Here is a 21,464-nt window from a genome sequence, read left to right on the forward strand (position 1 = left end):
GAAGCGGCCGCGGCACCTCGGCCCCGCGTCGAAAGCTCCATCCAAATCAAAGCTAGATTGTGGCGATGCCGGTGCGTGCCCGCACGGCCACGGTCATTGTCGCATTGAGCGCAAGGGTCAACACCAGCGAGCCGAGAGCGACGCCCGGCGAGCCGGCGATCGCCCCCCCGGCGGCCGAGACCGCGGCCCCGAGCACCAGCGCCCCGATCCTGACCCTCAGCGTGAGCGCTTCGAGGCCGCACTGGCTTGCATAGATGATGGCGAGGCCGAGCAGTGCGGTCGCGAGATTGGCCGCGAGCAGGAGCCCGAGCACGAGCCACGGCCAGGCCGCGCCCGCCGGGACCCCGTAGAGCGTGAACCACAGCGGCGCCGCCAGTGCGATCGCCCCCGCCCCGGCAAGCGCCGGGCGGGCCGACAGCCGGCGCCCTTCGTCGGCGCTGCAGCGCAACCCTTCGCGATCGCCGGCAGCCCAGGCACGGGCGACGCGGGTCGCGATCGCCCAGTTCGCGATCATCCGCGGAATGGCGACCAGGTTGGCGATGTTGCGGATCAGGGCGTAGCTGCCCAGTTCCGCGCTGGGAATGAAGAGCGCCGCGATCACGATGTCGAGCTGCGTGGCGAGGGCGATCAGCATCCCGTTGCCCCAGAACGGCGCTGCCTCGCGCAGCGCCCTTCCAAGGCCCGGCGTCGCGCCCCCGGACGCCGCCCCCGGCATCGTCGGTCGCGTCTGCCACAGGATCATCAGCCCGCTGATCACGATGAGCAGCGCCGCGGCGGCCGTCAGGAGGTCGATAACCCCGTAGTCGATCCCGAACAGCCGCGGCACCATGGCAAGCGCGAGCGCGGCGAAGGGCAGCGCCTGCTGCACCGCCATGCCGGCGAGCGAACCCGCACCCACCCGCACCAGCGTTCCCGCCACGCCGACGACCGAAAAGGCAAAACCAAGCGCGAGGATCGCCGTGACCAGCGTCCCGCCGCCGGTCTCGACGCCGCTGAAGGCCGCGAACTCGACCGGGAGCTCGCCCACGGCAAGCGCGGCTCCAAGGGTGGCAATGAGCGGCAGGCCGACCCCAAGCAACGCGATGCGCCCGAGGAAAAGCGGCCGCTCGCCCCGCGCGAGCCGCGAGGGGATCTCGCGCAGCAGGTAGCCCGCCATGCCGCCCGACACCACCGCCGCGACCATCCGGGACGCCGCGATCGCGAAGGCGAAGCGGCCGAACTCGTCGGGCGACATGAGGGCCGCGAACAGCAGGAACACGAGCGCCTGCAGCGCGACCACGAGACCGCGCGCGGCATAGAGCCACCAGTCCGAAAGCCGGCCGCCGCGCGGCTCGGCCCGCGCCTCACTCATTGCCCGCCCCCTCGCCAGCGCCCAGCCGAACGCGCTGGCCCGTCAGGGCGGCAAGCTCCCCCTCGATCCCCGCGAAGCGCTCGCGCAGGCGGGCCAGCAGGTCGGGCGGCAAGCCGACGTCGGCCGCGACAGGGCTGCCCGCAACGAACCGCCTGACCGTCTCCCGCACCGGCGCGGGAAGCAGGTGGCGGAGCGAATAGCGGTAGAGATCGGACCGCACCAGGCGTGCGACCGGCCCCGGCGCGATGCCACGCTGGCCGCCCGAGGGGTTAGAGACCTCCTTCCCCGGACGGACCCTTGCGGGGTCCCCGCCGAGGAAGCGGACGACACCCTGGACGGCCGCCACGCGGTCGCGGCGCAGCGCGTCGAACGGGACGCAGAGAAGCCGCTCGGCCCCGAACGCCGCGACCCAGGGGCGGAGCCGGGCCGGGTAGTCGCTGGCGGCGATGTAGTCGGGTAACTCCTCGACCACGCGCGCCTCCTCGCCCGGCCGGAAGCGTCCCGCGGCGAGGTCGTGGCGCAGGTGGCTGAGGATGCGCTCGACCGGGTCGCGCATGATCATGACGAGCCGCAGCTCAGGCCCGCAGACAGCCCGCGCGCGCAGCGCGACGTCGGGATGACGCGGCTGCTGCGTGTAAACGGTGCTCGCCTCGCCGCGAATGTCGCCGCGCAGGCGCGCGAAATGGCGGGTATAGCGCCGCTCGGCCTCGGCCTCGTCGGACGACGTTGCGAGGATCGCGGGCTCCTTGATGTCCGAGAGCGCGAACTCGTCGCTGCTCCGCAGATCGTCGTGGAGCGTTGTGGTCCCTGACTTCATTGCGCCGATGATCAGGAAATGCGGCACGAGACGGGTCATCTGCCCGCCCGCCCTGCCGCAGGCGAAGCGCATCCCGGCCGCGATACGGCCGCCACGGCGCTGCCGCCGCATCGCGCACGCCGATGCAACGTCATCGACCGCTCTCGTCGCGCGCGGCGAGGCGGCGGCGCTCGACCAGCTTGGCGTCGACCAGGAAGCGGTACCAGAACCCCTGGAGGAAATGGAAGACGAGGCCGGGGATGCCGTCGCGAAAGCCGCCGCGCAGGACGTAGCGATACATCCAGTAGGCCCAGGCCCGAAAGAACAGCGGCAGGCGCAGATAGAGCCGGTTCTTGAGCAGGCGCGTCCGCCGCGCCTGGCCGCTGAGGCCCGCCGGATCGTCGGGCGCGCCCGACAGGATGTCCTCGACCTCGCGGTCGGCATAGCCGTTGTGCTTCGCGGTCCAGAAGCCCAGGCCCTTGCGGTTCTCGTCGATGATGTCGTGCGCAAGGTCGAACTCGCGGCCAGCGGACAGGATCACGTGCTCGTCCATCCAGCGGTCCTCGACGCGGCCCATGCCGGTGCGCCAGACGCGAAGCAGCCAGATCGGGTAATAGCCGCCATGGCGGATCCAGCGGCCCCAGAACCACACCTGCCGCCGCAGCCGCAGTCCGCTCACCTCGGCCGGCAGGGTGGCGAGGAGGCCGTTGAGCTCGCTCACGAGGCCCGGGGTGAAGCGCTCGTCCGCGTCCATGCGCATGGTCCATGGCGCATCGGTCGCGATCGACCCAAGCGCCCAGTTGAACTGGTCGGCATAGGTCTTCCAGGGCCTGCGGTGGATCTGCGCGCCCGCCTGCGCCGCGATCTCGACGGTGCGGTCGGTCGAGCCTGAGTCGACGACGTGCAGTTCGGCGTCGAGGCCGCGCGCGCTCTCGATCAGCGCCGGAAGGTTCGCCTCCTCGTCGCGCGTCAGCACAATCAGACAGACCAGCGCCATCCGCTCACCGCCTCGCGAACTGGCCGAGCTTGCCCAGCGGCTTCGCCACCAGAGCGAGGTCGACCGCGCCCGCGCCCAGCCAGCGCTGGCGCGCCCTCAGCGACTCGAGATTGCCGCGCAGGTAGGCACCGAGGCCCGAGGTCGAGGCGCCCCCAGCCATCATGTGCACGAGCACGCGGTCGAGGAAGGCGACCCGCGGTGCCTCTGGCCCCAGCTCCAGCGCCCGCAGCATGAAGTCGTAATCCGCAGCGATCCGGTAGCCGGTATCGAACGCCCCGGTTCGCTCGGCCAGCGCGCGGCGGATATAGAAGGTCGGATGCGCCGGCATCCAGCCGCGGCGGAAGGCGCCGCGCCGGAAGGGTGTGCCGCGCCAGCGCCGCGTCACCTGCCCGCCCGTGAGATCCGCGACGAAATCGAGGTTCCCCAGAACGGCGTCATTGGTCGCCAGCGCCGCGGCGATCTGCGCCAGCGTGTCGGGCGCGGCAAACCGGTCGTCGGCGTTGAGGAACCCCACGGCGTCACCCGCGAACAGCCGCAGCCCCTTGTTCATGGCGTCGTAGAGGCCGCGGTCGGGCTCCGACACCAGCCGGATGCGCGGGTCTTCGTAGCTGCGGACGATCTCGGCGGTGCGGTCGGTCGAGGCGCCGTCGATCACCAGGTGCTCGATGTCCGGATGCGTCTGCCCCAGCACCGAGTCGATCGTGTGCCCGATCGTCGGCGCGGCATTCCAGGCAACCGTCACGACCGAGATCTTCATGCCGGTGCACGCCCCCTGCCCTCGCCGGCTAGGAAGGCGTCGTAGGCCGAGGCCAGCCCCTCCCCGAGACCGATCGACGGGCGCCAGCCCAGCGCGGCCAGCCGCTCGCCGCTCGCCAGCTTTCGCGGCGTGCCGTCGGGCTTCGACAGGTCGTGCGTCAGGTCGCCCTTGAAGCCCACCACGCGCATCACGAGGCGCGCGAGATCGGCGATCGCGATGTCCTCGCCCGAGCCCACATTGACATGGATCTCGTCCGAGTAGTGCCGCATCAGGTGGACCAGCGCATCCGCGCAATCGTCGACATGCAGGAACTCGCGCCGCGGCGTGCCCGTGCCCCAGATTTCCATCGATGCGGCGCCCGCGATCTTCGCCTCGTGCGCCTTTCGGATCAGCGCCGGGACGACATGGCTGGCCGCGAGATCGAAATTGTCGCCGGGTCCGTAGAGATTGGTCGGCATCGCGGCGATGAAGTCGGCGCCGTGCTGGCGCCGGTAGGCGGCGCAGAGCTTGAGACCCGCGATCTTCGCCACCGCGTACCACTGGTTGGTGGGTTCGAGCGGGCCGCGCAGCAGCGCCTCCTCGACGATCGGCTGCTCGGCGAACTTCGGGTAGACGCAGGTCGAGCCCAGATAGACCAGCTTCTCGACGCCCGCCTGCCATGCCGCGTGGATCACGTTCGCCGCGATCATCAGGTTGTCGTAGAGGAAGTCGGCGGGCCAGGTGTCGTTCGCGAGGATCCCGCCCACCCGCGCCGCCGGCAGGAACACCGCCTGCGGCCGGTTCGCGGCGAGCCAGGCTTCGACCTCGGCCTGCCGCCTGAGGTCCAGCCGTTCGCGCCCCACGATCAGGATCTCGCAACCCTCGCCCGCGAGCCTGCGGCAGAGCGCCGAGCCGACCATGCCGCGGTGGCCCGCGACCCAGACGCGCTTGCCGGCAAGGCTGTAGGGCGCGCCGCTCATGCGCGGCCACCGGGCGCGCCGGCGTGCTTGCGGGCCATCAGCACCATGGATTTCGCCAGTGGCGGAACGCGGCCCACGCGCAGGACCTCGACCACCTCGAGCCCCGCCTCGGCCAGCAGGGCGGAAAGGGTGCGGACCGACCAGAACTTGATGTGCCCGTGATCCCACAGCGCGGTGAAATGGGCGTCCATCCGGCCGCTCAGCGCCAGCGCGAGGTTCTTGAGATAGCCGTGATAGGGCGTCGAGAGGATCGCGTGCCCGCCCGGTTCCAGCAGGTCCGCCACCGCGCGCGCGTAGTCGCGCGGCGCGTAGACATGCTCGACGACCTCGAGGCTGAGGACGATGGGGAAGGTCCCGTAGATCGAGGCCAGCGGGTCATAGGCGCTGCCCGGCTCGAGCCGCAGGTGAGGGTAGGCCGCGCGCGCATGGGCGATGCCCTCGGCCGAGGGATCGATGCCCGTGACGCTCCACCCCTCGGCGCTCAGCGCGTTCGCGACCGAGCCGTTGCCGCAGCCGACCTCGAAGATCCGCCGCTCGCGTGCGCCGGAGCGCGCCAGCAGGCGCCGGACGGCGGGCAGCAGGTAGGCATGCGACAGGTTGAGTGCGGCCGAGCTGTAGGCATAGCCGCCCTGCCCCGTCCGCGGGTCGATGGTCTCAGCCATGCCGGTCTCTCCGCGCGCGCTCCTCGGCGACCGTGCTCAGGTCTGCGGCCACCATCTCGGCGACCATTTCGGCCAGCGTCACCCTGTGGCGCCAGCCGAGCCGCTCGCGCGCCTTCGTGGGGTCGCCGATCAGCAGGTCCACCTCGGTCGGGCGGAAATAGCGGGGGTCGATGCGGACCAGCACCTGCCCGCTGTCGGCGTCGCGGCCGATCTCGTCCACTCCGGCGCCTTCCCACGCGATGCTGCGCCCGGTCTCGGCGAAGGCCATCTCGACGAAGCGGCGGACGCTGTGGCTCTCGCCGGTGGCGAGGACGTAGTCGTCCGGCGTGTCCTGTTGCAGGATGCGCCACATGCCCTCGACATAGTCCCGGGCGTGCCCCCAGTCGCGCCGCGCCTCGAGATTGCCGAGCCAGAGGCAATCCTGGAAGCCGAGATGGATCGCGGCCACCGCCCGCGTGATCTTGCGGGTGACGAACGTCTCGCCGCGGATGGGGCTTTCGTGGTTGAACAGGATGCCGTTCGAGGCGTGCAGGCCATAGGCCTCGCGGTAATTCACGGTGATCCAGTAGGCATAGAGCTTGGCCGCGCCGTAGGGCGAGCGCGGATAGAATGGGGTCGTCTCGCTCTGCGGCACCTCGCGCGCCATGCCGTAGAGCTCGGAGGTCGATGCCTGGTAGAAGCGGCTGTGCCCCTCGAGCCCGAGGATGCGGATCGCCTCGAGCAGCCTGAGCGTGCCGAGGCCGTCGGCATTCGCGGTGTATTCCGGGGTCTCGAAGCTCACCTGAACGTGGCTCTGGGCCGCGAGGTTGTAGATCTCGTCGGGGCGCACCTCCTGCACGATGCGGATGAGGTTGGTCGCATCCGTCATGTCGCCATGGTGGAGGTGCAGCCGGACGCCGCTCTCGTGCGGGTCCTGGTAGAGATGGTCGATCCGGCCCGTATTGAACGAGGACGACCGGCGCTTGATGCCGTGGACCTCGTAGCCCTTGGCGAGAAGCAACTCGGCCAGGTAGGCGCCATCCTGTCCGGTCACGCCGGTAATCAGTGCCCGCCTGGTCATCGCCCCTCTCGCACGCGCCGCCCCCGCCGTGGCCGAGGCTTGTCACATCGACGCAGCCCGTTCAAGCGCCTTGGCCAAGCGAAAACATGGCGGCCGGAGGGCCGGATCGGGGCAGGCATCACGAACGGAGCGCGCGCGCGAGCGCCGCGTCGAGCGGCGCCCAGTCCTCGGGCTCGAGCGCGACCTGCACCACCACCACCTCGCGCCGGAAGGCATCGGGCAGGCGGGCGGCGTCCTTCTCGGTCGTCACCAGCATGGCACCCTGCCCGCGCGCGAGCCGCAAGAGCCGCGCCAGCACGCGCGTGCCGTAGACGTGGTGGTCGGGGAATCCCTCGGCCGCCACGAGGGTCGCGCCAAGCTCGCGCAGCGTGTCGAAGAACTTGCCGGGGCGGCCGATGCCGGCGAACGCCACCACCGCCTCGCCCGCCAGCGGCAAGCCGGTCGGCACGGGACGCAGGCGGGCGGCCACCGGGCGCCGCGCGGCCAGCTCCGGCCACAGCGTCAGCACGCGGCGCCGCGATGCCTCCGGCCCGATCAGGATCACGAGATCGGCCCGCGCGAGCCCTGCGCCGACCGGCTCGCGCAACGGGCCCGCCGGGATCAGCCGGCCGTTTCCGAAGCCCTGATCGGCATCGACGACAAGGATCGACAGGGCCTTGCGCAGCGCGCGGTTCTGGAAGCCGTCATCCATCAGCACCACCGGCGCGCCGGCCGCGGCGGCTGCGCGCGCACCGGCGAGGCGGTCACGGGCCACCCAGGTCGGGCCTAGCGCCGCATGGATCAGCGCCTCGTCGCCAACATCCCCGGCGCGGTCGCGGCCCGGCTCGACGAGGTGCGGCCCCCTGATCCGCCCGCCATGGCCGCGCAGGAGGACATGGGCCTCGACCCCCTGCCGCTGCAGGCGCTGCCTCAGCGCCGCGACCGTGGGCGTCTTGCCGGCGCCGCCCGCCGTCAGGTTGCCGACGCAGATCACCGGCACGCCCGCATCCTCGCCGGCACCGCGCGCGCGCAGCATCGCCCCGAGTCGCCAGAGCCAGCTCACCGGCCCGAGCAGGCGCGCCTGCCATGCCGTGCGCCCCGGCTCGGTCCACCAGAAGGCGGGCGCGCGCATCAGGCGGCCCGTCCGATCAGCGCGAGCGCCTCGGCGGCGAGGGCGTCGGCGTCGGGGCGGGCCTGCGAAAGAACGGCCCGGGCCGCGGCGGTCTGCGCGGCGCGGGCATCGGGATCGGTCAGCAGCCGGGATGCCTCCGCGGCCAGCGTGCCCGCGTCGGCGACGACCCGCGCGCCGCCTGCGGCAGTCAGCGCGCCATAGGCGGGGGCGAAGTTCGCGACATGGGGCCCGTGCAGGATGGCCACGTCGAGCGCGGCCGGCTCGAAGGGATTGTGCCCGCCCATGTCCGCGAGCGAGCCGCCGACGAAGGCGACCGGGGCAAGGCGCAGCCACAGCCCCATCTCGCCCAGGGTATCGGCAAGGTAGACGTTGATCTCCGGCGCCGGCATCTCGCCGGCCGAGCGGGACGCGGCCTGCACGCCCTCGGCCGCCAGCCAGCCCCGCAGCTCGTCGCCGCGCTCGGGGTGGCGCGGCGCGAGGATCGTCACGAGTCCCGGAATCCGCGGTGCCATCGCGCGATGGGCGACGAGCACCGCCTCCTCCTCCGGCGCGTGGGTCGAGGCGGCAAGCCAGACCGGCCGACCCGCCAGCGCGGCGCGAAGGGCGGCCAGCGTATCGGCGTCGGCGCCGGGCGGGTCGGCCAGCATCTTGAGGTTGCCGCCCTCGCGGACGCGGGCGGGGTCGGCGCCCATCGCGATCAGCCGCGCGCGGGTCGGCGCGTCCTGCGTCACGATCCGCTCGAACAGCCCGACCAGCCGGCGCGCCATGCCGCCGATGCGCTCCCACCGCGCCGCGCTGCGGGCCGAGACGCGGGCATTCACCAGCATCATCGGGATGTCGCGGCGCCCGGTCTCGATCATCAGCCGTGGCCAGAACTCGCTCTCGACCCAGATCGCGAGGTCGGGCCGCCAGTGATCGAGGAACCGCCGCACCGCCCCCGCGGCATCGACGGGGGCAAACTGGTGCAACGCGCCCTCGGGCAGCGCCTTCGCCATCTGCCGCGCCGAGGTCACCGTCCCCGTAGTGACCAGCACCGCAACGGCGGGATCGGCGCGCCGCATCGCCGCGATCAGCGGCAGCATCGACAGGCCCTCGCCGACGCTCGCGCCATGAAGCCAGACCAGCCGGCCGCCGGGACGCGCGATCGCCGCATGGCCCAGCCGCTCGGGCAGGCGCGCCCGCAACTCCTTCCCGCGCGCCAGCCGGCGGCGCAGCAGGATGGGCGCCAGCGGATCGGCGAGCCGGCTCGCCAGCAGGTAGGCCCAGAGCGCGAGCGAGCCCATCATTCGCCGGGCCCGCCCCCGGGAAGATCCGCCGCCGCCTTGGCGCTCGACCCCGCCGGCAGGATGCGCGCGCGGCCCATCAGCGCGTCGGCGCGATCGGTCACCGCCGTCACGGCATGCTCGATCGCGGCGCGATAGGCTTCCACGTCGCCGCCGGCCGCAGGCGGCGGATCGAGCGGCGCGCCATAGACCAGCGCGCCACGTCCGAAGGGCGCGGGCACGAAGAATCGGTCCCAGCTTCGCAGCACCCAGCCGCGGCGGGCCGAGAAGGCAACCGGGAGGATCGGGGCGCGCGTCTCGATCGACAGCATCGCGGCCCCCGCCTGCGCGTGCATCCGCGGGCCGCGCGGGCCATCGGGCGTGATCGCGACTACCGCCGCATGCTCGGTCAGTTCGGCCTCGGCGCCGTGATAGGCGGCGCGCCCGCCCTTGTCCCGCCGCTTCGCCTTGTCATAGGTCGAGCCGCGCACCGTGTGGACGCCGAACCAGCCGACGATGGCGGCGATCAGGTCGCCATCGGCATTGTTCGATATCATCGCGACCGTCCGGCGGCCCGGTGGCGCCCAGGTGGGCGACATCATCAGCCGCCCGTGCCACAGGCAGGGAATGAACCCCCCGCCGCGGCTGACGACGGCGTCGAGATGCTCGCCCCCCTCGACCTGCCAGCGGGTCGTGCGCAGGACCAGCCAGATGTAGAACGCGCCGAGCGCCGCCAGCGCCCTCCGCCCGATCGCGGAGTGTCTCAGGCCGCGCAGGATCGAGGCGCCGGGGCCGGCCACCGGGCCCTCAGTTCTCGAGCGCGGACGGCTCGGCGCTGTCGCGCCTCTCCTCGTCGCGCAGGCGGTGGAGGTGGGCGATGAAGTAGCGCATGTGCGCGTTGTCGACGGTCGCCTGCGCCCGCCCCTTCCAGGCCGCATAGGCGCTGGCGTAGTCGGGAAAGATCCCGACGATGTCGAGCCCCGAGACATCGCGGAAGACGGATTTCTGCGGATCCACCAGCTCGCCGCCAAAGACCAGATGAAGGCGCTGCGCCATTCCAAACTCTCCGTGATGATCTGCCCGGCGTCATGTTGCGCCGGACATTGGCCCCGGCGCGCGCCGCGGTCAATCGCTGCGGCGCGGGCTTCGCCGCTCGAGAAATGCGCGATGCAGGGCCGGGGGCGCGGCGATCACGCCCGGCAGCCGCGGCTCGGGCCGGTTGAACGCCAGCGGCGCGCCCTCGCGGTCGCTCACGACGACCCCGGCCTCGGCCGCGATCAGCGCGCCGGCCGCGACGTCCCACTCCCAGGTGTCGCGCAGGCTCAGCATCGCGTCGAAGCGCCCCTGGGCCACGAGGCACAGCCGCCACGCCATCGAGGGGCGGAAGGCGCGCGCAACCGCGGGCACGCCGCCGGGCCACAGATGCGCCTCGAGCTGCGGGCGCGCGACCAGCGTCTGCGCCCCGACCAGCGCCGAGCGCGCCGAGCCGCGGATGACGCGCCCGTTGCACATGGCGCCCGCCCCGCGCGCCGCCGCGAAGCTCTCGCCCCGTGCCGGAAGGTGCACCACCGCGGCGACGGGCCGGCCGTCCTCGATCACCGCGAGCGCGACCGACCATCCCGCCTCGCCCGCGATGAACGCCCGCGTCCCGTCGATGGGGTCGATGACGAACACCCGTCCCGAGCCCAGCCTCTCCGGCCCGTCGGCACTCTCCTCCGACAGCCAGCCGTAATCGGGCCGCGCGGCGGTCAGGCGCCCGCGCAGGAAGGCATCGACCTCGCGGTCCGCCACGGTCACGGGCCCAGCGCCGCCCGGCTTCTCCTCGACCGCGAGCGGCCGCCGGAAATGGCCGAGCGCGACGAGCCCCGCCTCGAGCGCCGCCCCGGCCAGCAGATCGCGGTCCTCGCCGTGGTCACGCACCGATCGTCAGACCTTCCACCAGCAGCGAAGGGACGGACACCGCCTTCTCGGGGTCCGCGTCATTGGCCGGGACAATGGTCCGCAGCATGTCGGGCAGCGTGCCTGCGAGGGTGATCTCGTTGACGGGATGGACGATCTCGCCGCCCTCGACCCAGAAGCCGCTGGCGCCGCGGCTGTAGGCCCCCGTCGTCGGATTGATCGAGGCGCCGATGAACGAGGTAACGATCAGCCCGCGCCCCATCCGGCGGATCAGGTCCTCGCGCGAGCAGGTGCCTTGCGTCACCCGGATGTTCGTGGTCCCGGGCGCGGGCGTCCCCGAGATCCCGCGACGCGCGTTGCCGGTTGTCGCGAGCCCCAGCTGCCGCGCCGTGGCGAGGTCGAGCACCCAGCTTCGCAACACCCCGTCCTCGACGAGGACATGGCGCGCGGCCGCGATCCCCTCGGCGTCGAACGGGCGCGAGGCGCGGCCGCGCACGATCAGCGGGTCCTCGGTCACGTCGAAGCCCTGCGGCAGGATCTGCGTCCCCATCCCCTCGCGCAGCCAGCTTGCGCCGCGCGCGACGGCGCCGCCGTTGATCGCGCCCAGCACATGGCCGATCAGCCCGCTGGCGACGCGCTCGTCATAGATCACGGGGAAGCGCCCCGCGGGCGGACGCCGCGGCGCAAGCATCGCTGCGGCCCGCTCGCCCGCCCGTTTCCCGATCACCGCGGGCCCCGGCAGGTCCGACCAGAAGCGGCGCGTCTCGGACGCCCAGTCGCGCTCGCGCGCCAGCCCCTCGCCGGCGATGGCCGACACCGCGACCGAGCAGGACGAGCGGGCATAGCTGCCCGAGAAGCCGTTGGACTGGAGGATGGTCACCAGGTCGCGCGACCAGGACGCGGCCGCCTGCTCGACCTGCGTGACGCCGGAAACGCCCAGCGCCGCATCCTCGGCGGCCCTCGCGATCGCCTCGAGCGCGGCGGGATCAGGCATCTCGGCCGGGTCGCTCAGTTCGAGGCTCGCCGGATCGACGCCGCCGCCGACCTCATCGGCGTCTGCGAGTCCGCACCAGGGGTCCTCGGGCGCCGCCTGCGCCATGGCGACGGCGCGGGTGGCCATCTCGGCCAGCATCGCATCGCGCAGGTCCGAGGACGACACGCTCGCCTGCCGGCGGCCGACGATGACGCGCAGGCCGATGTCGGTGGCCTCGGCCCGCTCGGCTTCCTCGAGCGCATGCGCCTGCACGCCCACGGCGGACGACATGGCGCCCACCACCATGGCGTCGGCCTGATCCGCCCCGGCGCGGCGCGCGGCCTCGATCAGCCGGGCCGCGAGGTCGATGTGGCCGTCCCCGCTCATGCGCCCGCTCCCATCCGCACCAGCGCATGGCCGACCAGCCCGAGCGCCAGCGACGCGATCACCGTGACCGTCAGCACCATGCCCCAGAAACGCAGAGGCATCTTCCCGCCGGCGGCCACGAAATGCAGCCCGTGCATGACGCGCCCGGCCAGAAGGCCCAGCCCGGCGAGATGCAGGACCCAGCCGGGCGGGCCCATCCCCTCGGCCAGCCCCAGCAGGATCAGCGCGATCGGCACCGTCTCGGCCGCGTTGCCATGCGCGCGGATCGCGCGCTCGAGCTCCGGGACGCCACCCGCGCCCAGCGAGACGGAATGCCGCTTGCGGCGGCGCACCACCTCGTAGGCAAGCAGCATCAGCCACAGGGCCAGCAGCCCCGCATAGAGGCCGGTGATCGGAAGGGCGGACATCCCAGGCGCATCCTTTCGGGTTGGTCGCTGCATCCGGCCCGCGGCATCCGCAGGGCACTGCCAAGCCACATAGCGCCGCCTGCCGCGGGATGGAAGGCCGCCCGCTCGCGACCCTGCGCCTATGGTCCGCGCATGCCGGGCGGCGCCGCGGGGCGGTCAGCCGCGGGCGTAGTCGTCCTCGTAGCGGATGATGTCGTCCTCGCCCAGATAGACGCCCGACTGCACCTCGATCAGGTGAAGATCGACCTTCCCGGGGTTCTCGAGCCGGTGGACGGCGCCGAGCGGCACATAGACCGACTGGTTCTCGGTCAGGAGCCGGACCTCGCCGTCGACGGTGACGCGCGCCGTGCCGGCGACGACGACCCAGTGCTCGGCGCGATGCACGTGGCTCTGCAACGAGAGGCGGGCGCCCGGCTTCACCGCGATCTGCTTGACCTGGAAGCGATCGGCGAGGCCGATCGTCTCGTACCAGCCCCATGGCCGGTAGTGGCGCGGAAACTCGGTGGCCTGGCGCGCGCCCTCGGCGCTCAGGCTCGCCACGGCGTCGCGCACGTCCTGCGCCCGGTCCATGTCGGCGACCAGCACGCCGTCGCGCGTCGCCACGGCGACGACGTTGCTGAGCCCCAGCCCCACGAGCCGCATGCCGGGATCGTCCGACCGGAGGAGGACGTTGGCGCAGTCGAGCGCGATCGCGCCGCCCGAGGTTGCGACCCCCGCGCGGTCCGGCGCGCTCTCCTGCCAGACCGTGCGCCAGTTGCCGAGATCGTTCCACCCGCAGTCGATCGGCACGACCTTTCCGGCCGTGTGCTCCATGATCGCGTAGTCGATCGAGATGTCCGGGCTTGCCAGATACTCGGCCGCGCCGAGGCGCAGGAAGTCGAGATCCTCGTGGCCCGCATCAACGGCGGCGCGTGCGGCGGCGAGGACCGCGGGCGCGTGCTGTGCGAAGGCCTCGATGATCGTCCGCGCGCCAAACAGGAACATGCCCGAGTTCCAGAGGTAACGCCCCGACGCGATCATTTCGCCCGCGCGGGCGGCATCGGGCTTCTCGACGAACCTCGCGAAGTCCAGCACCCCGCCGCCGGCAGTATCGGCAAGCTCGATATAGCCATACCCCGTCTCGGGCCGGTCGGGGCGGATCCCGAAGGTCACGAGCGCCCCTGCCGCCGCCGCGACGCCCGCGGCGCGCACGGCGCGATGGAACGCGGCGTGGTCGCGCAGCACGTGGTCGGACGGCAGGACCAGCACCAGCCCGTCAGGGTCGCGCTGCGCCACGATCAGGGCAGCGGCGCAGACCGCTGGCGCCGTGTTCCGCCCGTCGGGCTCGACCACGATCCGCCCGCCCGCGACCCCGGAGGCGGCAAGCTGCTCGGCCACCACGAAGCGGAAATCCTGATGCGTCAGCAGCAGCGGGCCCGCATAGCCGCCCTCGGCGACACGCGCCAGCGTGCGCATGAACAGCGACCCGCCGGGAAGAAGCTGGGTGAACTGCTTGGGATGCGCCTTGCGCGAGACCGGCCAGAGCCGGGTGCCCGAGCCGCCACACATGATGACGGGGTGAATCCGCCCGGTCTGCGGCATTGCTCACTCCCCTGCTCGAACGTTGCGGCGTGTCGTGTCTCGCGGCGGACGCGTGCGGCGCAGGTGCGCGGTCAGGCCCTCAATGCGTCCAGGCGAGGCGCCGGTTGTGGGCGTAGTTGCCACCGTAGCCCTGCGGGCGGATGGTCTTGCCGCGCTTCTTCGGCTCCTCGATGCGGTGTGGAATGCCGTGGCGCACGGCGTATTCGATCGCCGCCTCGCGGGTCGGAAAGCGCAGCCTGACCTGCGAGGTCATGTCGCTCGACCCGGTCCACCCCATCAGCGGGTCGATCGGCTTGCGCGCGGCCGGCTCGAACTCGAGGACCCAGGACCGCGTGTTTGCCTCGCCCGAGGTCATCGCGCTCTTTGCGGGCTGGTAGATGCGTGCGCTCATTGCTGTCCTCGCCTGGCGTGATCGCTCCGAATGCTCGACGGGCGGAAGGTATTGCGGGATTTGCACCCGAAGGCAAGCCGCATCGCGTCGCAGCGAACCGCCGAAAAACCTGCCGGGGAACCAACGGGGACGGCCGCACGCCGAACGCCGCGCGGAGCTGGCGCGCGAGGCCCGCAAATCGATACACGGGCCGAATGCGCCGACCGAGCGGTATCCGCCGCCCGGCGCGTTGGATCGTGAATGTCGGGCAGTCTCGCCGCGGGACCCGATGGCGCTGGGCCGCAAAACGCCACGAGCGCGCCTGAGGCGCGCTCGTCGGCATTACAGGCTTCCTAGAAGGTCACGCCGCCAACCTGATGCAGGGAGCGAGGGTGGGGTGGATGTTGCATCAAGCTGGCGGCGATCTGCTGCTTGCAGGAACATCTTTACACCTATAGCGCGAGCGCCGTCAATCAGCGACCACCCTTGAAACGTTATCGTGAGCCGAATTAGTTAACGTTCGGTAAATGTTCCTGAGGAAGATTGCGCCCGCCGCGCCATTGCCGCATATCTCTCGGCGAAATGGAGGAAAGCGACGATGAGCCTCACGCTGCCCGTCCCGAATCGCCCGGCGCGTGAGAAGCTGGAAGGCGGCCGGCGCCTCGTCATGCAGACGGCCTTCGAGCCGGCCGGCGACCAGCCCCGCGCCATCGCCGAGCTGGCCGAGGGCGTCGCGGCGGGCGAGCGCGACCAGGTGCTGCTGGGCGCCACCGGCACCGGCAAGACCTACACCATGGCGAAGGTCATCGAAGCGACTCAGCGCCCGGCCATCATCCTCGCGCCCAACAAGACTCTGGCGGCGCAGCTCTATGGCGAGTTCAAGTCGTTCTTCCCGGACAACGCGGTCGAATACTTCGTTTCCTACTACGACTATTACCAGCCGGAAGCCTACGTCCCGCGCTCGGACACCTATATCGAGAAGGAATCGCAGATCAACGAGCAGATCGACCGGATGCGCCACTCGGCGACCCGGGCGTTGCTGGAACGCGACGACGTGATCATCGTCGCCTCGGTCAGTTGCATCTACGGCATCGGCGCCGTCGAGACATATGGCGCGATGACCCAGGACCTGACGGCGGGCGGCGTGCACGATCTGCAGGCGGTGACGCGCGAGCTGGTCGCCCAGCAATACCGCCGCAACGACGTGGCCTTCCAGCGCGGCGCCTTCCGGCTGAGAGGCGATGCGCTCGAAGTCTGGCCCGCCCATCTCGAGGATCGCGCCTGGCGCTTCAGCTTCTTCGGCGACGAACTCGAATCGATCACCGAGTTCGACCCGCTCACGGGCGAGCGCACCGGAAAGCTCGAGCGCGTCAGGATCTACGCCAACTCCCATTACGTGACTCCGCGCCCGACACTCAACCAGGCGGTGAAAGCGATTCGCGAGGAGCTGCGCCAGCGGATCGACCACCTGACCCGCGAGGGGCGGCTGCTCGAAGCCCAGCGGCTCGAGCAGCGCACCAATTTCGACATCGAGATGATCGAGGCCACCGGCGTCTGCAACGGCATCGAGAACTACTCGCGCTATCTCACCGGCCGCAAGGCGGGCGAGCCGCCCCCCACCCTGTTCGAATACATCCCCGACAACGCGCTGGTGTTCGCCGACGAGAGCCACGTCACCATTCCGCAGCTCGGCGGCATGTATCGGGGCGACTATCGTCGCAAGTTCACGCTGGCCGAGTACGGGTTCCGCCTGCCCTCGTGCATGGACAACCGGCCGCTGAAGTTCGAGGAATGGGACGCGATGCGGCCGCAGTCGGTGTTCGTCTCGGCGACGCCTGGGCCGTGGGAGCTCGAGCGCACCGGCGGCGTGTTCGTCGAGCAGGTGATCCGCCCCACCGGCCTCGTCGACCCGCTGGTCGAGATCCGGCCCGTCAAGGCGCAGGTCGACGACCTGCTGGACGAATGCCGCAAGGTGGCGGCGGCGGGCGGACGGGTGCTCTGCACCACGCTCACCAAGCGCATGGCCGAGGACCTGACCGAATACCTGCACGAGCAGGGCATCCGGGTGCGCTACATGCATTCCGACATCGACACCATCGAGCGCATCGAGATCATCCGGGACCTGCGCCTTGGCGCCTTCGACGTGCTGATCGGCATCAACCTGTTGCGCGAGGGGCTCGACATCCCCGAATGCCAGCTCGTCGCGATCCTCGACGCCGACAAGGAGGGGTTCCTGCGCTCCGAAACCTCGCTGATTCAGACCATCGGCCGCGCCGCGCGCAACGCCGAGGGCCGTGTGATCATGTATGCCGACCGCGAGACCGGCTCGATGAGCCGCGCGCTGGCCGAGACCGAGCGCCGCCGCGCCCGCCAGGTCGCCTACAACGTCCAGCACGGTATCACGCCCGCGACCGTGAAGAAGAATGTCGAGGACATCCTCAAGGGGCTCTACGAGGGCGATGCCGACATGGCGCGGGTGACGGCGACGATCGACCCCGCCATCGCCGCCCGGGGCGGCGGCAACCTCGCCCCGGTGATCGAGGGGCTGCGCCGCGACATGATGAAGGCCGCCGAGAACCTCGAATTCGAGGAGGCGGCGCGCCTGCGCGACGAGGTGAAGCGGCTCGAGGCGATGGAGCTGGCGGTGGCCGACGACCCGCTGGCGCGGCAGTCGGCGGTCGACGACAAGGTGGCCGCCGCCGTGTCGCCGCGCTCGACCGCGGGCAGGCCCGGCACGCGCAACTTCAAGGCCAAGGCGCGGAGCAAGCGGTGAGGCGTCTCGCCGCCGGCCTTCTCCTCGGCGCGGTCCTCGGCTCGGGCACGGCGGCGGACGGCGTGCTGGCCTTCTGCGCCGCCGAGGGCGCGGGCGCCGAGGCCTGCGCCTGCGCAGCACGGCGCCTTGCCGGGGAATACGGAATCGACGAATACGCCCAGCACCACCGCGTCGGCTGGGACTACGCCCTACTCCGCGACCGGGGCGCCGGCCCGGACCGGGCCTGGGAAAGCGCGATGGCGGCCGAGATCGCCCGCAGCGACGATCCGGCCGTGACGGTGCGCTACCGCGCGGAGGCCATGGCCCGCGCGCATCGCGCCTTCATCCGGATATGCCGGATGCGCCCCTGACGGGGCCGTCCCCGGCGGCGCAGCGGGGTGTCAGCTGAACCGGTTCCAGGCGCGGTCGAAGCTGCTCTTCATCGCCGTCCAGGCCTCGGTGAATCCCGCCTGCATGTCGCGCCAGCCCTCCTCGCTCGCCTCGCGGAGGCGGTGAAGCTGGTCCTCCGCCTTGTCACGCTGCTCGCGCATCGCCTCGAGCGCCTCGCGGCGCTGGCGCTTGGCGTCGCCGCTCGCCTCGTCGACTTTCTTCACCAGCGCGTCGATCTGCGCGTCCCATCGGTCGAGGCGGTCCTTCATCGCCTCGATGGCTTCCTTGCGGTCCATCGGAACCTCCTTGCGTCTGACGCAGCATCAACGACCGAGGGGGCGGCTCCGTTGCGTCGCGCGCGCTCAGCCGACGATCCAGGCGAGCGCGACGAAGCGGCCCGTCTTGGCGAGCGCGACGAGCCCGAAGAACAGCCAGAAATTTGTGCGCATGATGCCGGCGACGACCGTGAAGCCGTCGCCGAAGGGGGCCCAGCTCAGCAGCAGCGTCCAGACGCCCCAGCGCGCGTACCAGTCCTGCGCGCGGGCAAGCTGGCGTTCGGTCACGGGAAACCAGCGGGAGCCCTTCCAGCGCTCGACGAACAGGCCCATGCCGTAATTGACCACCGACCCCAGCGTGTTGCCGACCGAGGCGACGACGACCAGAAGCCACAGCGGCGCCACCTTCTCGATGGCGAGCGCGGCAAAGACCACCTCGGACTGGAACGGCAGCACGGTGGCCGCTCCGAAGGCGGCGAGGAACAGCGTGCCGAGGGCGGCAAGGGTCGCGAGCGTCATGCCCGTGACGTTAGCGGAAGTGGCGCCGGGTGCGAGTCATACCGACGATGGCGCCCGGCCGGGCGGCTCGCCATCGGACCTCGCGCCCGGAGCGCTGTCCGCCCAGCGATCAGACGCCGTCGCCCCTGACTGCCTGCATCGGCGGCGCGTCCTGCCAGGCGCCGCCCGTGGCGAGCACGCAGCTGGTGCCATTCGGCCGGGTCGCAATCAACGTCCAGGTGCCCGTGTCCTCGGAGGTCCAGATCTCGATCAGGGTCTCGGGGTCCTGCAGGCCCATCCCGGCGCGGCACTCGCCATAGCGCTCGGACAGTTGCGCCGCGAGCGCGTCCCGGTCGAAGCAGGGACCCTGCGCCGCGGCTGGCGGCGCGAGGGCCAGCGTGCCGAACACCAGCGCCGCGGTGACGATGCGTTTGTACATGGCCGTCTCCTTCCGTCAGGGAGACGCGGAGCGGTCGCGCGAAGTTCGAACGTCGTCCACCCGTTCCACCGCTCGGGGCCATTCCGGCCCTCTGATATGGTTCAGGTGGCGACGGGAGCGGCGGCACGCAACGTCACCGATGACACGATCACGTCAGGCTTTGCGCGCGAAAGGGGCGGCGGACACGGCTCGCAGAATTTTTTTGGAATATTCCGATAAACTACTAGAGTGTAACTTTTTTATTCTGAAGCCCTATCCGAACTTCACGCCGGCTCGGTCACGACCATGTCCATCGGGATGTCGTGCGGCTGCGGGTGGATGGTCGGAATGTTCGCGCAGTCCAGCCCGACCCCGATCACCCGACGCGGACCCGTCATCGCCGCCAGCGTGCGGTCGAAGAAGCCGCCGCCATAGCCCAGCCTGTAGCTCTGCGGATCGACGCCGACCAGCGGCGCGATGACCACGTTCGGAGCCACCTCGGCACTCTCGGCAGGGATAGGAATGTTCCAGACGCCGCGCTCGAGCGGCGCGCCGGGGTGCCAGTCGCGGAACACCAGCGGCTGGCCCTTGGCCACCACCACGGGCAGGGCTGCGCGCCCGCCGCGCTCGATCACACGGCCAAGCCAGCCGCGCAGGTCCAGCTCGCCCCGGAAGGGCCAGTAGGCGCTGACGATGGTATCGGGGCCGATCTCGACCTCGGCATCGAGCCGGCACGCCACCGCCTCGGCGGCGCGGGCGCGCGCCTCGGCCGGCACGGCAAGGCGCAGGGCGATCAGCCGCTCGCGCTCGGCCTTGCGCCAGCGCGCGAGGTCTGGCCCCGACAGGGGCTCGAACTCGTGCGCCATGCAGGGCGATGAGGCGAAGTCCCGCGGATCGTCGTCGGTCATCGCGCTGTCCTCCGCACGGGACGGGGCGGGCGGGGCTGCCCCCGCCCGGCGATCGTCACCCCATCACGGGGATCGAGAACTCGGCGCCTTCCTTGGTTCCCGTGGGCCAGCGCGAGGTCACGGTCTTGGTCCGCGTGTAGAAGCGGATCGAGTCCGGCCCGTGCTGGTTCAGGTCGCCGAACACCGACTTCTTCCAGCCGCCGAAGGTGTGGTACGCGAGCGGCACCGGGATCGGCACGTTGATGCCGACCATGCCGATGTTGATGCGGTTGGCGAAGTCGCGGGCGGTGTCGCCGTCACGCGTGAAAATGGCGGTGCCGTTGCCGTATTCGTGGTCCATGGCAAGGCCCAGCGCCTCCTCGTAGGTCTTGGCGCGCACGGTGCACAGGACCGGCCCGAAGATCTCGGTCTTGTAGATGTCCATGTCCTTCGTCACGCGGTCGAACAGGCAGCCGCCGATGAAGTTGCCGTTCTCGTAGCCCTGCAGGCGGAAGTTGCGGCCATCGACCACCAGCTCGGCGCCCTGCTCGACCCCACGATCGACCAGCCCCTTGACGCGGGTGTACGCCTCGCGGGTCACCAGCGGGCCGAAATCCACATCCTCGCCAGCGGTATACGGCCCGATCTTGAGGCTCTCGACGCGCGGCGCGAGCTTCGAGATCAGCCGGTCGGCGGTCTCCTCGCCCACCGGCACGGCGACCGAGATCGCCATGCAGCGTTCGCCCGCCGCGCCATAGCCCGCGCCGATCAGCGCATCCACCGCCTGGTCCATGTCGGCGTCGGGCATGACGATCATGTGGTTCTTGGCGCCGCCGAAGCACTGCACGCGCTTGCCGGCCGCGGTGCCGCGCGAATAGACGTAATGCGCGATCGGGGTCGAGCCGACGAAGCCCACCGCCTGGATGTCGGTGTCGTCGAGGATGGCGTCAACCGCCTCCTTGTCGCCGTTCACGACGTTCAGGATGCCCTCGGGCGCGCCGGCCTCGAGCATCAGCTCGGCCAGCATGAGCGGCACGGAAGGGTCGCGCTCGGACGGCTTGAGGATGAAGGCGTTGCCGCAGACCAGCGCCGGGCAGAACTTCCACATCGGGATCATCGCCGGGAAGTTGAAGGGCGTGATGCCCGCGACCACGCCGAGCGCCTGGCGCATCGAGTACATGTCGATGCCCGGGCCCGCGCCGTCGGTGTATTCGCCCTTCAGGAGGTGCGGCGCGCCGATGCAGAACTCGGCCACCTCGAGGCCGCGCTGCACGTCGCCGCGCGCGTCGGGGATCGTCTTGCCGTGCTCGCGCGAGAGCGCCTCGGCCAGCTTGTCCATGTCGCGCTGCAGAAGGCTCACGAACTTCATCATCACGCGGGCGCGCTTCTGCGGGTTCTGCGCGGCCCAGGCGGGCTGGGCGGCCATCGCGTTCTCGACGGCGGCGCGCACCTCGGCCTGCGAGGCCAGCGGCACCTTGGCCTGAACCTCGCCCGTGGCGGGGTTGAACACGTCGGCGAAGCGGCCCGAGGTCCCCTTCACATGCTTGCCGCCGATGAAATGGGTCAGTTCGGTGGTCATCTCGCGTCTCCCTTGGTCGGGCGCTGCCCGTGATGTTCTGGCCCGCGCGGCAGGCGATCCGGCGCGGCGTCAGCCCCCGTTTTCGCGGTTTCG

General features: G+C 71.4%; 23 protein-coding genes. 2 read left to right on the forward strand and 21 right to left on the reverse strand.

From position 1 onward, the window contains the following. Positions 1-52: 52 nt before the first annotated feature. From M1105_RS17745 to M1105_RS17820, 16 genes are all read right to left on the reverse strand, one after another. Positions 53-1,351 carry a lipopolysaccharide biosynthesis protein gene (locus M1105_RS17745; protein WP_249581721.1) on the reverse strand — a complete coding sequence of 433 codons (1,299 nt, stop codon included), beginning with the start codon at positions 1,349-1,351 and terminating at the stop codon, positions 53-55. Then, positions 1,344-2,207 (reverse strand): sulfotransferase, encoded by an 864-nt coding sequence (locus M1105_RS17750; RefSeq protein WP_249581722.1) that lies wholly within the window; start codon positions 2,205-2,207, stop codon positions 1,344-1,346. Before M1105_RS17750 ends, M1105_RS17745 begins: the two co-directional genes overlap by 8 nt. A gap of 91 nt (positions 2,208-2,298) precedes the next feature. Next, the gene (locus tag M1105_RS17755; RefSeq protein WP_249581723.1) at positions 2,299-3,144 is read right to left on the reverse strand and encodes a glycosyltransferase family 2 protein; all 846 of its coding nucleotides are present in this window, start codon (positions 3,142-3,144) and stop codon (positions 2,299-2,301) included. Between the two features lie 4 nt (positions 3,145-3,148). Continuing rightward, the gene (locus tag M1105_RS17760) at positions 3,149-3,901 is read right to left on the reverse strand and encodes a glycosyltransferase family 2 protein (protein ID WP_249581724.1); all 753 of its coding nucleotides are present in this window, start codon (positions 3,899-3,901) and stop codon (positions 3,149-3,151) included. Further along, the gene (gene fcl, locus M1105_RS17765) at positions 3,898-4,860 is read right to left on the reverse strand and encodes a GDP-L-fucose synthase (protein WP_249581725.1); all 963 of its coding nucleotides are present in this window, start codon (positions 4,858-4,860) and stop codon (positions 3,898-3,900) included. Before fcl ends, M1105_RS17760 begins: the two co-directional genes overlap by 4 nt. Next, positions 4,857-5,522 carry a class I SAM-dependent methyltransferase gene (locus M1105_RS17770; protein WP_249581726.1) on the reverse strand — a complete coding sequence of 222 codons (666 nt, stop codon included), beginning with the start codon at positions 5,520-5,522 and terminating at the stop codon, positions 4,857-4,859. Before M1105_RS17770 ends, fcl begins: the two co-directional genes overlap by 4 nt. Beyond that, positions 5,515-6,582: a GDP-mannose 4,6-dehydratase gene (gene gmd / locus M1105_RS17775; RefSeq protein WP_249581727.1), complete on the reverse strand. Its 1,068-nt coding sequence runs from the start codon at positions 6,580-6,582 to the stop codon at positions 5,515-5,517. Before gmd ends, M1105_RS17770 begins: the two co-directional genes overlap by 8 nt. A gap of 118 nt (positions 6,583-6,700) precedes the next feature. Beyond that, the gene (gene lpxK / locus M1105_RS17780; protein WP_249581728.1) at positions 6,701-7,693 is read right to left on the reverse strand and encodes a tetraacyldisaccharide 4'-kinase; all 993 of its coding nucleotides are present in this window, start codon (positions 7,691-7,693) and stop codon (positions 6,701-6,703) included. Next, on the reverse strand, positions 7,693-8,979 hold the full coding sequence (locus M1105_RS17785) for a 3-deoxy-D-manno-octulosonic acid transferase (protein WP_249581729.1): 1,287 nt from the start codon (positions 8,977-8,979) through the stop codon (positions 7,693-7,695). The genes lpxK and M1105_RS17785 overlap by 1 nt, the downstream gene beginning before the upstream one ends. Then, positions 8,976-9,755 carry a lysophospholipid acyltransferase family protein gene (locus M1105_RS17790; protein WP_249581730.1) on the reverse strand — a complete coding sequence of 260 codons (780 nt, stop codon included), beginning with the start codon at positions 9,753-9,755 and terminating at the stop codon, positions 8,976-8,978. The genes M1105_RS17785 and M1105_RS17790 overlap by 4 nt, the downstream gene beginning before the upstream one ends. Positions 9,756-9,762: 7 nt before the next feature. Continuing rightward, positions 9,763-10,011 (reverse strand): DUF4170 domain-containing protein, encoded by a 249-nt coding sequence (locus M1105_RS17795; protein WP_249581731.1) that lies wholly within the window; start codon positions 10,009-10,011, stop codon positions 9,763-9,765. 69 nt (positions 10,012-10,080) lie between these two features. Continuing rightward, complete coding sequence (locus tag M1105_RS17800; RefSeq protein ID WP_249581732.1) at positions 10,081-10,875, reverse strand: 3'(2'),5'-bisphosphate nucleotidase CysQ; 795 nt, start codon at positions 10,873-10,875, stop codon at positions 10,081-10,083. After that, on the reverse strand, positions 10,868-12,214 hold the full coding sequence (locus M1105_RS17805) for a TldD/PmbA family protein (RefSeq protein ID WP_249581733.1): 1,347 nt from the start codon (positions 12,212-12,214) through the stop codon (positions 10,868-10,870). Before M1105_RS17805 ends, M1105_RS17800 begins: the two co-directional genes overlap by 8 nt. Then, positions 12,211-12,621, reverse strand: coding sequence for an MAPEG family protein (locus tag M1105_RS17810; protein WP_249581734.1), 411 nt, complete (start codon positions 12,619-12,621; stop codon positions 12,211-12,213). The genes M1105_RS17805 and M1105_RS17810 overlap by 4 nt, the downstream gene beginning before the upstream one ends. A 156-nt stretch (positions 12,622-12,777) precedes the next feature. Further along, a complete protein-coding gene (locus tag M1105_RS17815; protein WP_249581735.1) occupies positions 12,778-14,202 on the reverse strand; it encodes a mannose-1-phosphate guanylyltransferase/mannose-6-phosphate isomerase in 1,425 nt (474 codons plus the stop codon). Between the two features lie 79 nt (positions 14,203-14,281). Continuing rightward, complete coding sequence (locus tag M1105_RS17820; RefSeq protein ID WP_249581736.1) at positions 14,282-14,593, reverse strand: ETC complex I subunit; 312 nt, start codon at positions 14,591-14,593, stop codon at positions 14,282-14,284. A 577-nt stretch (positions 14,594-15,170) separates the two neighbouring features. Here M1105_RS17820 and uvrB point away from each other — a divergent pair. Both uvrB and M1105_RS17830 read left to right on the forward strand, forming a co-directional pair. After that, positions 15,171-17,345 (forward strand): excinuclease ABC subunit UvrB, encoded by a 2,175-nt coding sequence (gene uvrB, locus M1105_RS17825; protein WP_249581737.1) that lies wholly within the window; start codon positions 15,171-15,173, stop codon positions 17,343-17,345. Beyond that, entirely contained in the window at positions 17,342-17,695 is a 354-nt protein-coding gene (locus tag M1105_RS17830) for a hypothetical protein (RefSeq protein ID WP_249581738.1), read from the forward strand. The genes uvrB and M1105_RS17830 overlap by 4 nt, the downstream gene beginning before the upstream one ends. A gap of 30 nt (positions 17,696-17,725) precedes the next feature. Here the strand turns inward: M1105_RS17830 and M1105_RS17835 are convergent, their stop codons facing one another. The 5 genes from M1105_RS17835 to M1105_RS17855 all read right to left on the reverse strand — a co-directional run bounded on the left by M1105_RS17835 (position 17,726) and on the right by M1105_RS17855 (position 21,371). Next, on the reverse strand, positions 17,726-18,010 hold the full coding sequence (locus M1105_RS17835; protein ID WP_249581739.1) for an Atg14 domain-containing protein: 285 nt from the start codon (positions 18,008-18,010) through the stop codon (positions 17,726-17,728). Positions 18,011-18,076: 66 nt separating this feature from the next. Further along, entirely contained in the window at positions 18,077-18,508 is a 432-nt protein-coding gene (locus M1105_RS17840) for a YqaA family protein (protein ID WP_249581740.1), read from the reverse strand. Between the two features lie 109 nt (positions 18,509-18,617). Further along, positions 18,618-18,926, reverse strand: coding sequence for a hypothetical protein (locus M1105_RS17845; RefSeq protein ID WP_249581741.1), 309 nt, complete (start codon positions 18,924-18,926; stop codon positions 18,618-18,620). 263 nt (positions 18,927-19,189) lie between these two features. Then, the gene (locus M1105_RS17850) at positions 19,190-19,813 is read right to left on the reverse strand and encodes a 5-formyltetrahydrofolate cyclo-ligase (protein ID WP_249581742.1); all 624 of its coding nucleotides are present in this window, start codon (positions 19,811-19,813) and stop codon (positions 19,190-19,192) included. Between the two features lie 55 nt (positions 19,814-19,868). Continuing rightward, positions 19,869-21,371 carry a CoA-acylating methylmalonate-semialdehyde dehydrogenase gene (locus tag M1105_RS17855; RefSeq protein WP_249581743.1) on the reverse strand — a complete coding sequence of 501 codons (1,503 nt, stop codon included), beginning with the start codon at positions 21,369-21,371 and terminating at the stop codon, positions 19,869-19,871. Between the last annotated feature and the right edge of the window lie 93 nt (positions 21,372-21,464).

Source organism: Thermohalobaculum sediminis (genome assembly GCF_023487995.1).
In the GTDB taxonomy this organism is placed as follows: Bacteria; Pseudomonadota; Alphaproteobacteria; order Rhodobacterales; family Rhodobacteraceae; genus Thermohalobaculum; species Thermohalobaculum sediminis.

Excerpts from the sequence above, each read along its gene's own strand:
- uvrB (WP_249581737.1), top strand. The coding sequence starts at position 15,171 with ATGAGCCTCACGCTGCCCGTCCCGAATCGCCCGGCGCGTGAGAAGCTG.
- M1105_RS17850 (WP_249581742.1), bottom strand. The coding sequence starts at position 19,813 with ATGACCGACGACGATCCGCGGGACTTCGCCTCATCGCCCTGCATGGCG.
- gmd (WP_249581727.1), bottom strand. The coding sequence starts at position 6,582 with ATGACCAGGCGGGCACTGATTACCGGCGTGACCGGACAGGATGGCGCC.
- M1105_RS17855 (WP_249581743.1), bottom strand. The coding sequence starts at position 21,371 with ATGACCACCGAACTGACCCATTTCATCGGCGGCAAGCATGTGAAGGGG.
- M1105_RS17840 (WP_249581740.1), bottom strand. The coding sequence starts at position 18,508 with ATGACGCTCGCGACCCTTGCCGCCCTCGGCACGCTGTTCCTCGCCGCC.
- M1105_RS17835 (WP_249581739.1), bottom strand. The coding sequence starts at position 18,010 with ATGGACCGCAAGGAAGCCATCGAGGCGATGAAGGACCGCCTCGACCGA.
- M1105_RS17795 (WP_249581731.1), bottom strand. The coding sequence starts at position 10,011 with ATGGCGCAGCGCCTTCATCTGGTCTTTGGCGGCGAGCTGGTGGATCCG.
- M1105_RS17770 (WP_249581726.1), bottom strand. The coding sequence starts at position 5,522 with ATGGCTGAGACCATCGACCCGCGGACGGGGCAGGGCGGCTATGCCTAC.
- lpxK (WP_249581728.1), bottom strand. The coding sequence starts at position 7,693 with ATGCGCGCGCCCGCCTTCTGGTGGACCGAGCCGGGGCGCACGGCATGG.
- fcl (WP_249581725.1), bottom strand. The coding sequence starts at position 4,860 with ATGAGCGGCGCGCCCTACAGCCTTGCCGGCAAGCGCGTCTGGGTCGCG.
- M1105_RS17815 (WP_249581735.1), bottom strand. The coding sequence starts at position 14,202 with ATGCCGCAGACCGGGCGGATTCACCCCGTCATCATGTGTGGCGGCTCG.
- M1105_RS17810 (WP_249581734.1), bottom strand. The coding sequence starts at position 12,621 with ATGTCCGCCCTTCCGATCACCGGCCTCTATGCGGGGCTGCTGGCCCTG.
- M1105_RS17750 (WP_249581722.1), bottom strand. The coding sequence starts at position 2,207 with ATGACCCGTCTCGTGCCGCATTTCCTGATCATCGGCGCAATGAAGTCA.
- M1105_RS17760 (WP_249581724.1), bottom strand. The coding sequence starts at position 3,901 with ATGAAGATCTCGGTCGTGACGGTTGCCTGGAATGCCGCGCCGACGATC.
- M1105_RS17845 (WP_249581741.1), bottom strand. The coding sequence starts at position 18,926 with ATGTACAAACGCATCGTCACCGCGGCGCTGGTGTTCGGCACGCTGGCC.
- M1105_RS17745 (WP_249581721.1), bottom strand. The coding sequence starts at position 1,351 with ATGAGTGAGGCGCGGGCCGAGCCGCGCGGCGGCCGGCTTTCGGACTGG.
- M1105_RS17805 (WP_249581733.1), bottom strand. The coding sequence starts at position 12,214 with ATGAGCGGGGACGGCCACATCGACCTCGCGGCCCGGCTGATCGAGGCC.
- M1105_RS17820 (WP_249581736.1), bottom strand. The coding sequence starts at position 14,593 with ATGAGCGCACGCATCTACCAGCCCGCAAAGAGCGCGATGACCTCGGGC.
- M1105_RS17785 (WP_249581729.1), bottom strand. The coding sequence starts at position 8,979 with ATGATGGGCTCGCTCGCGCTCTGGGCCTACCTGCTGGCGAGCCGGCTC.
- M1105_RS17755 (WP_249581723.1), bottom strand. The coding sequence starts at position 3,144 with ATGGCGCTGGTCTGTCTGATTGTGCTGACGCGCGACGAGGAGGCGAAC.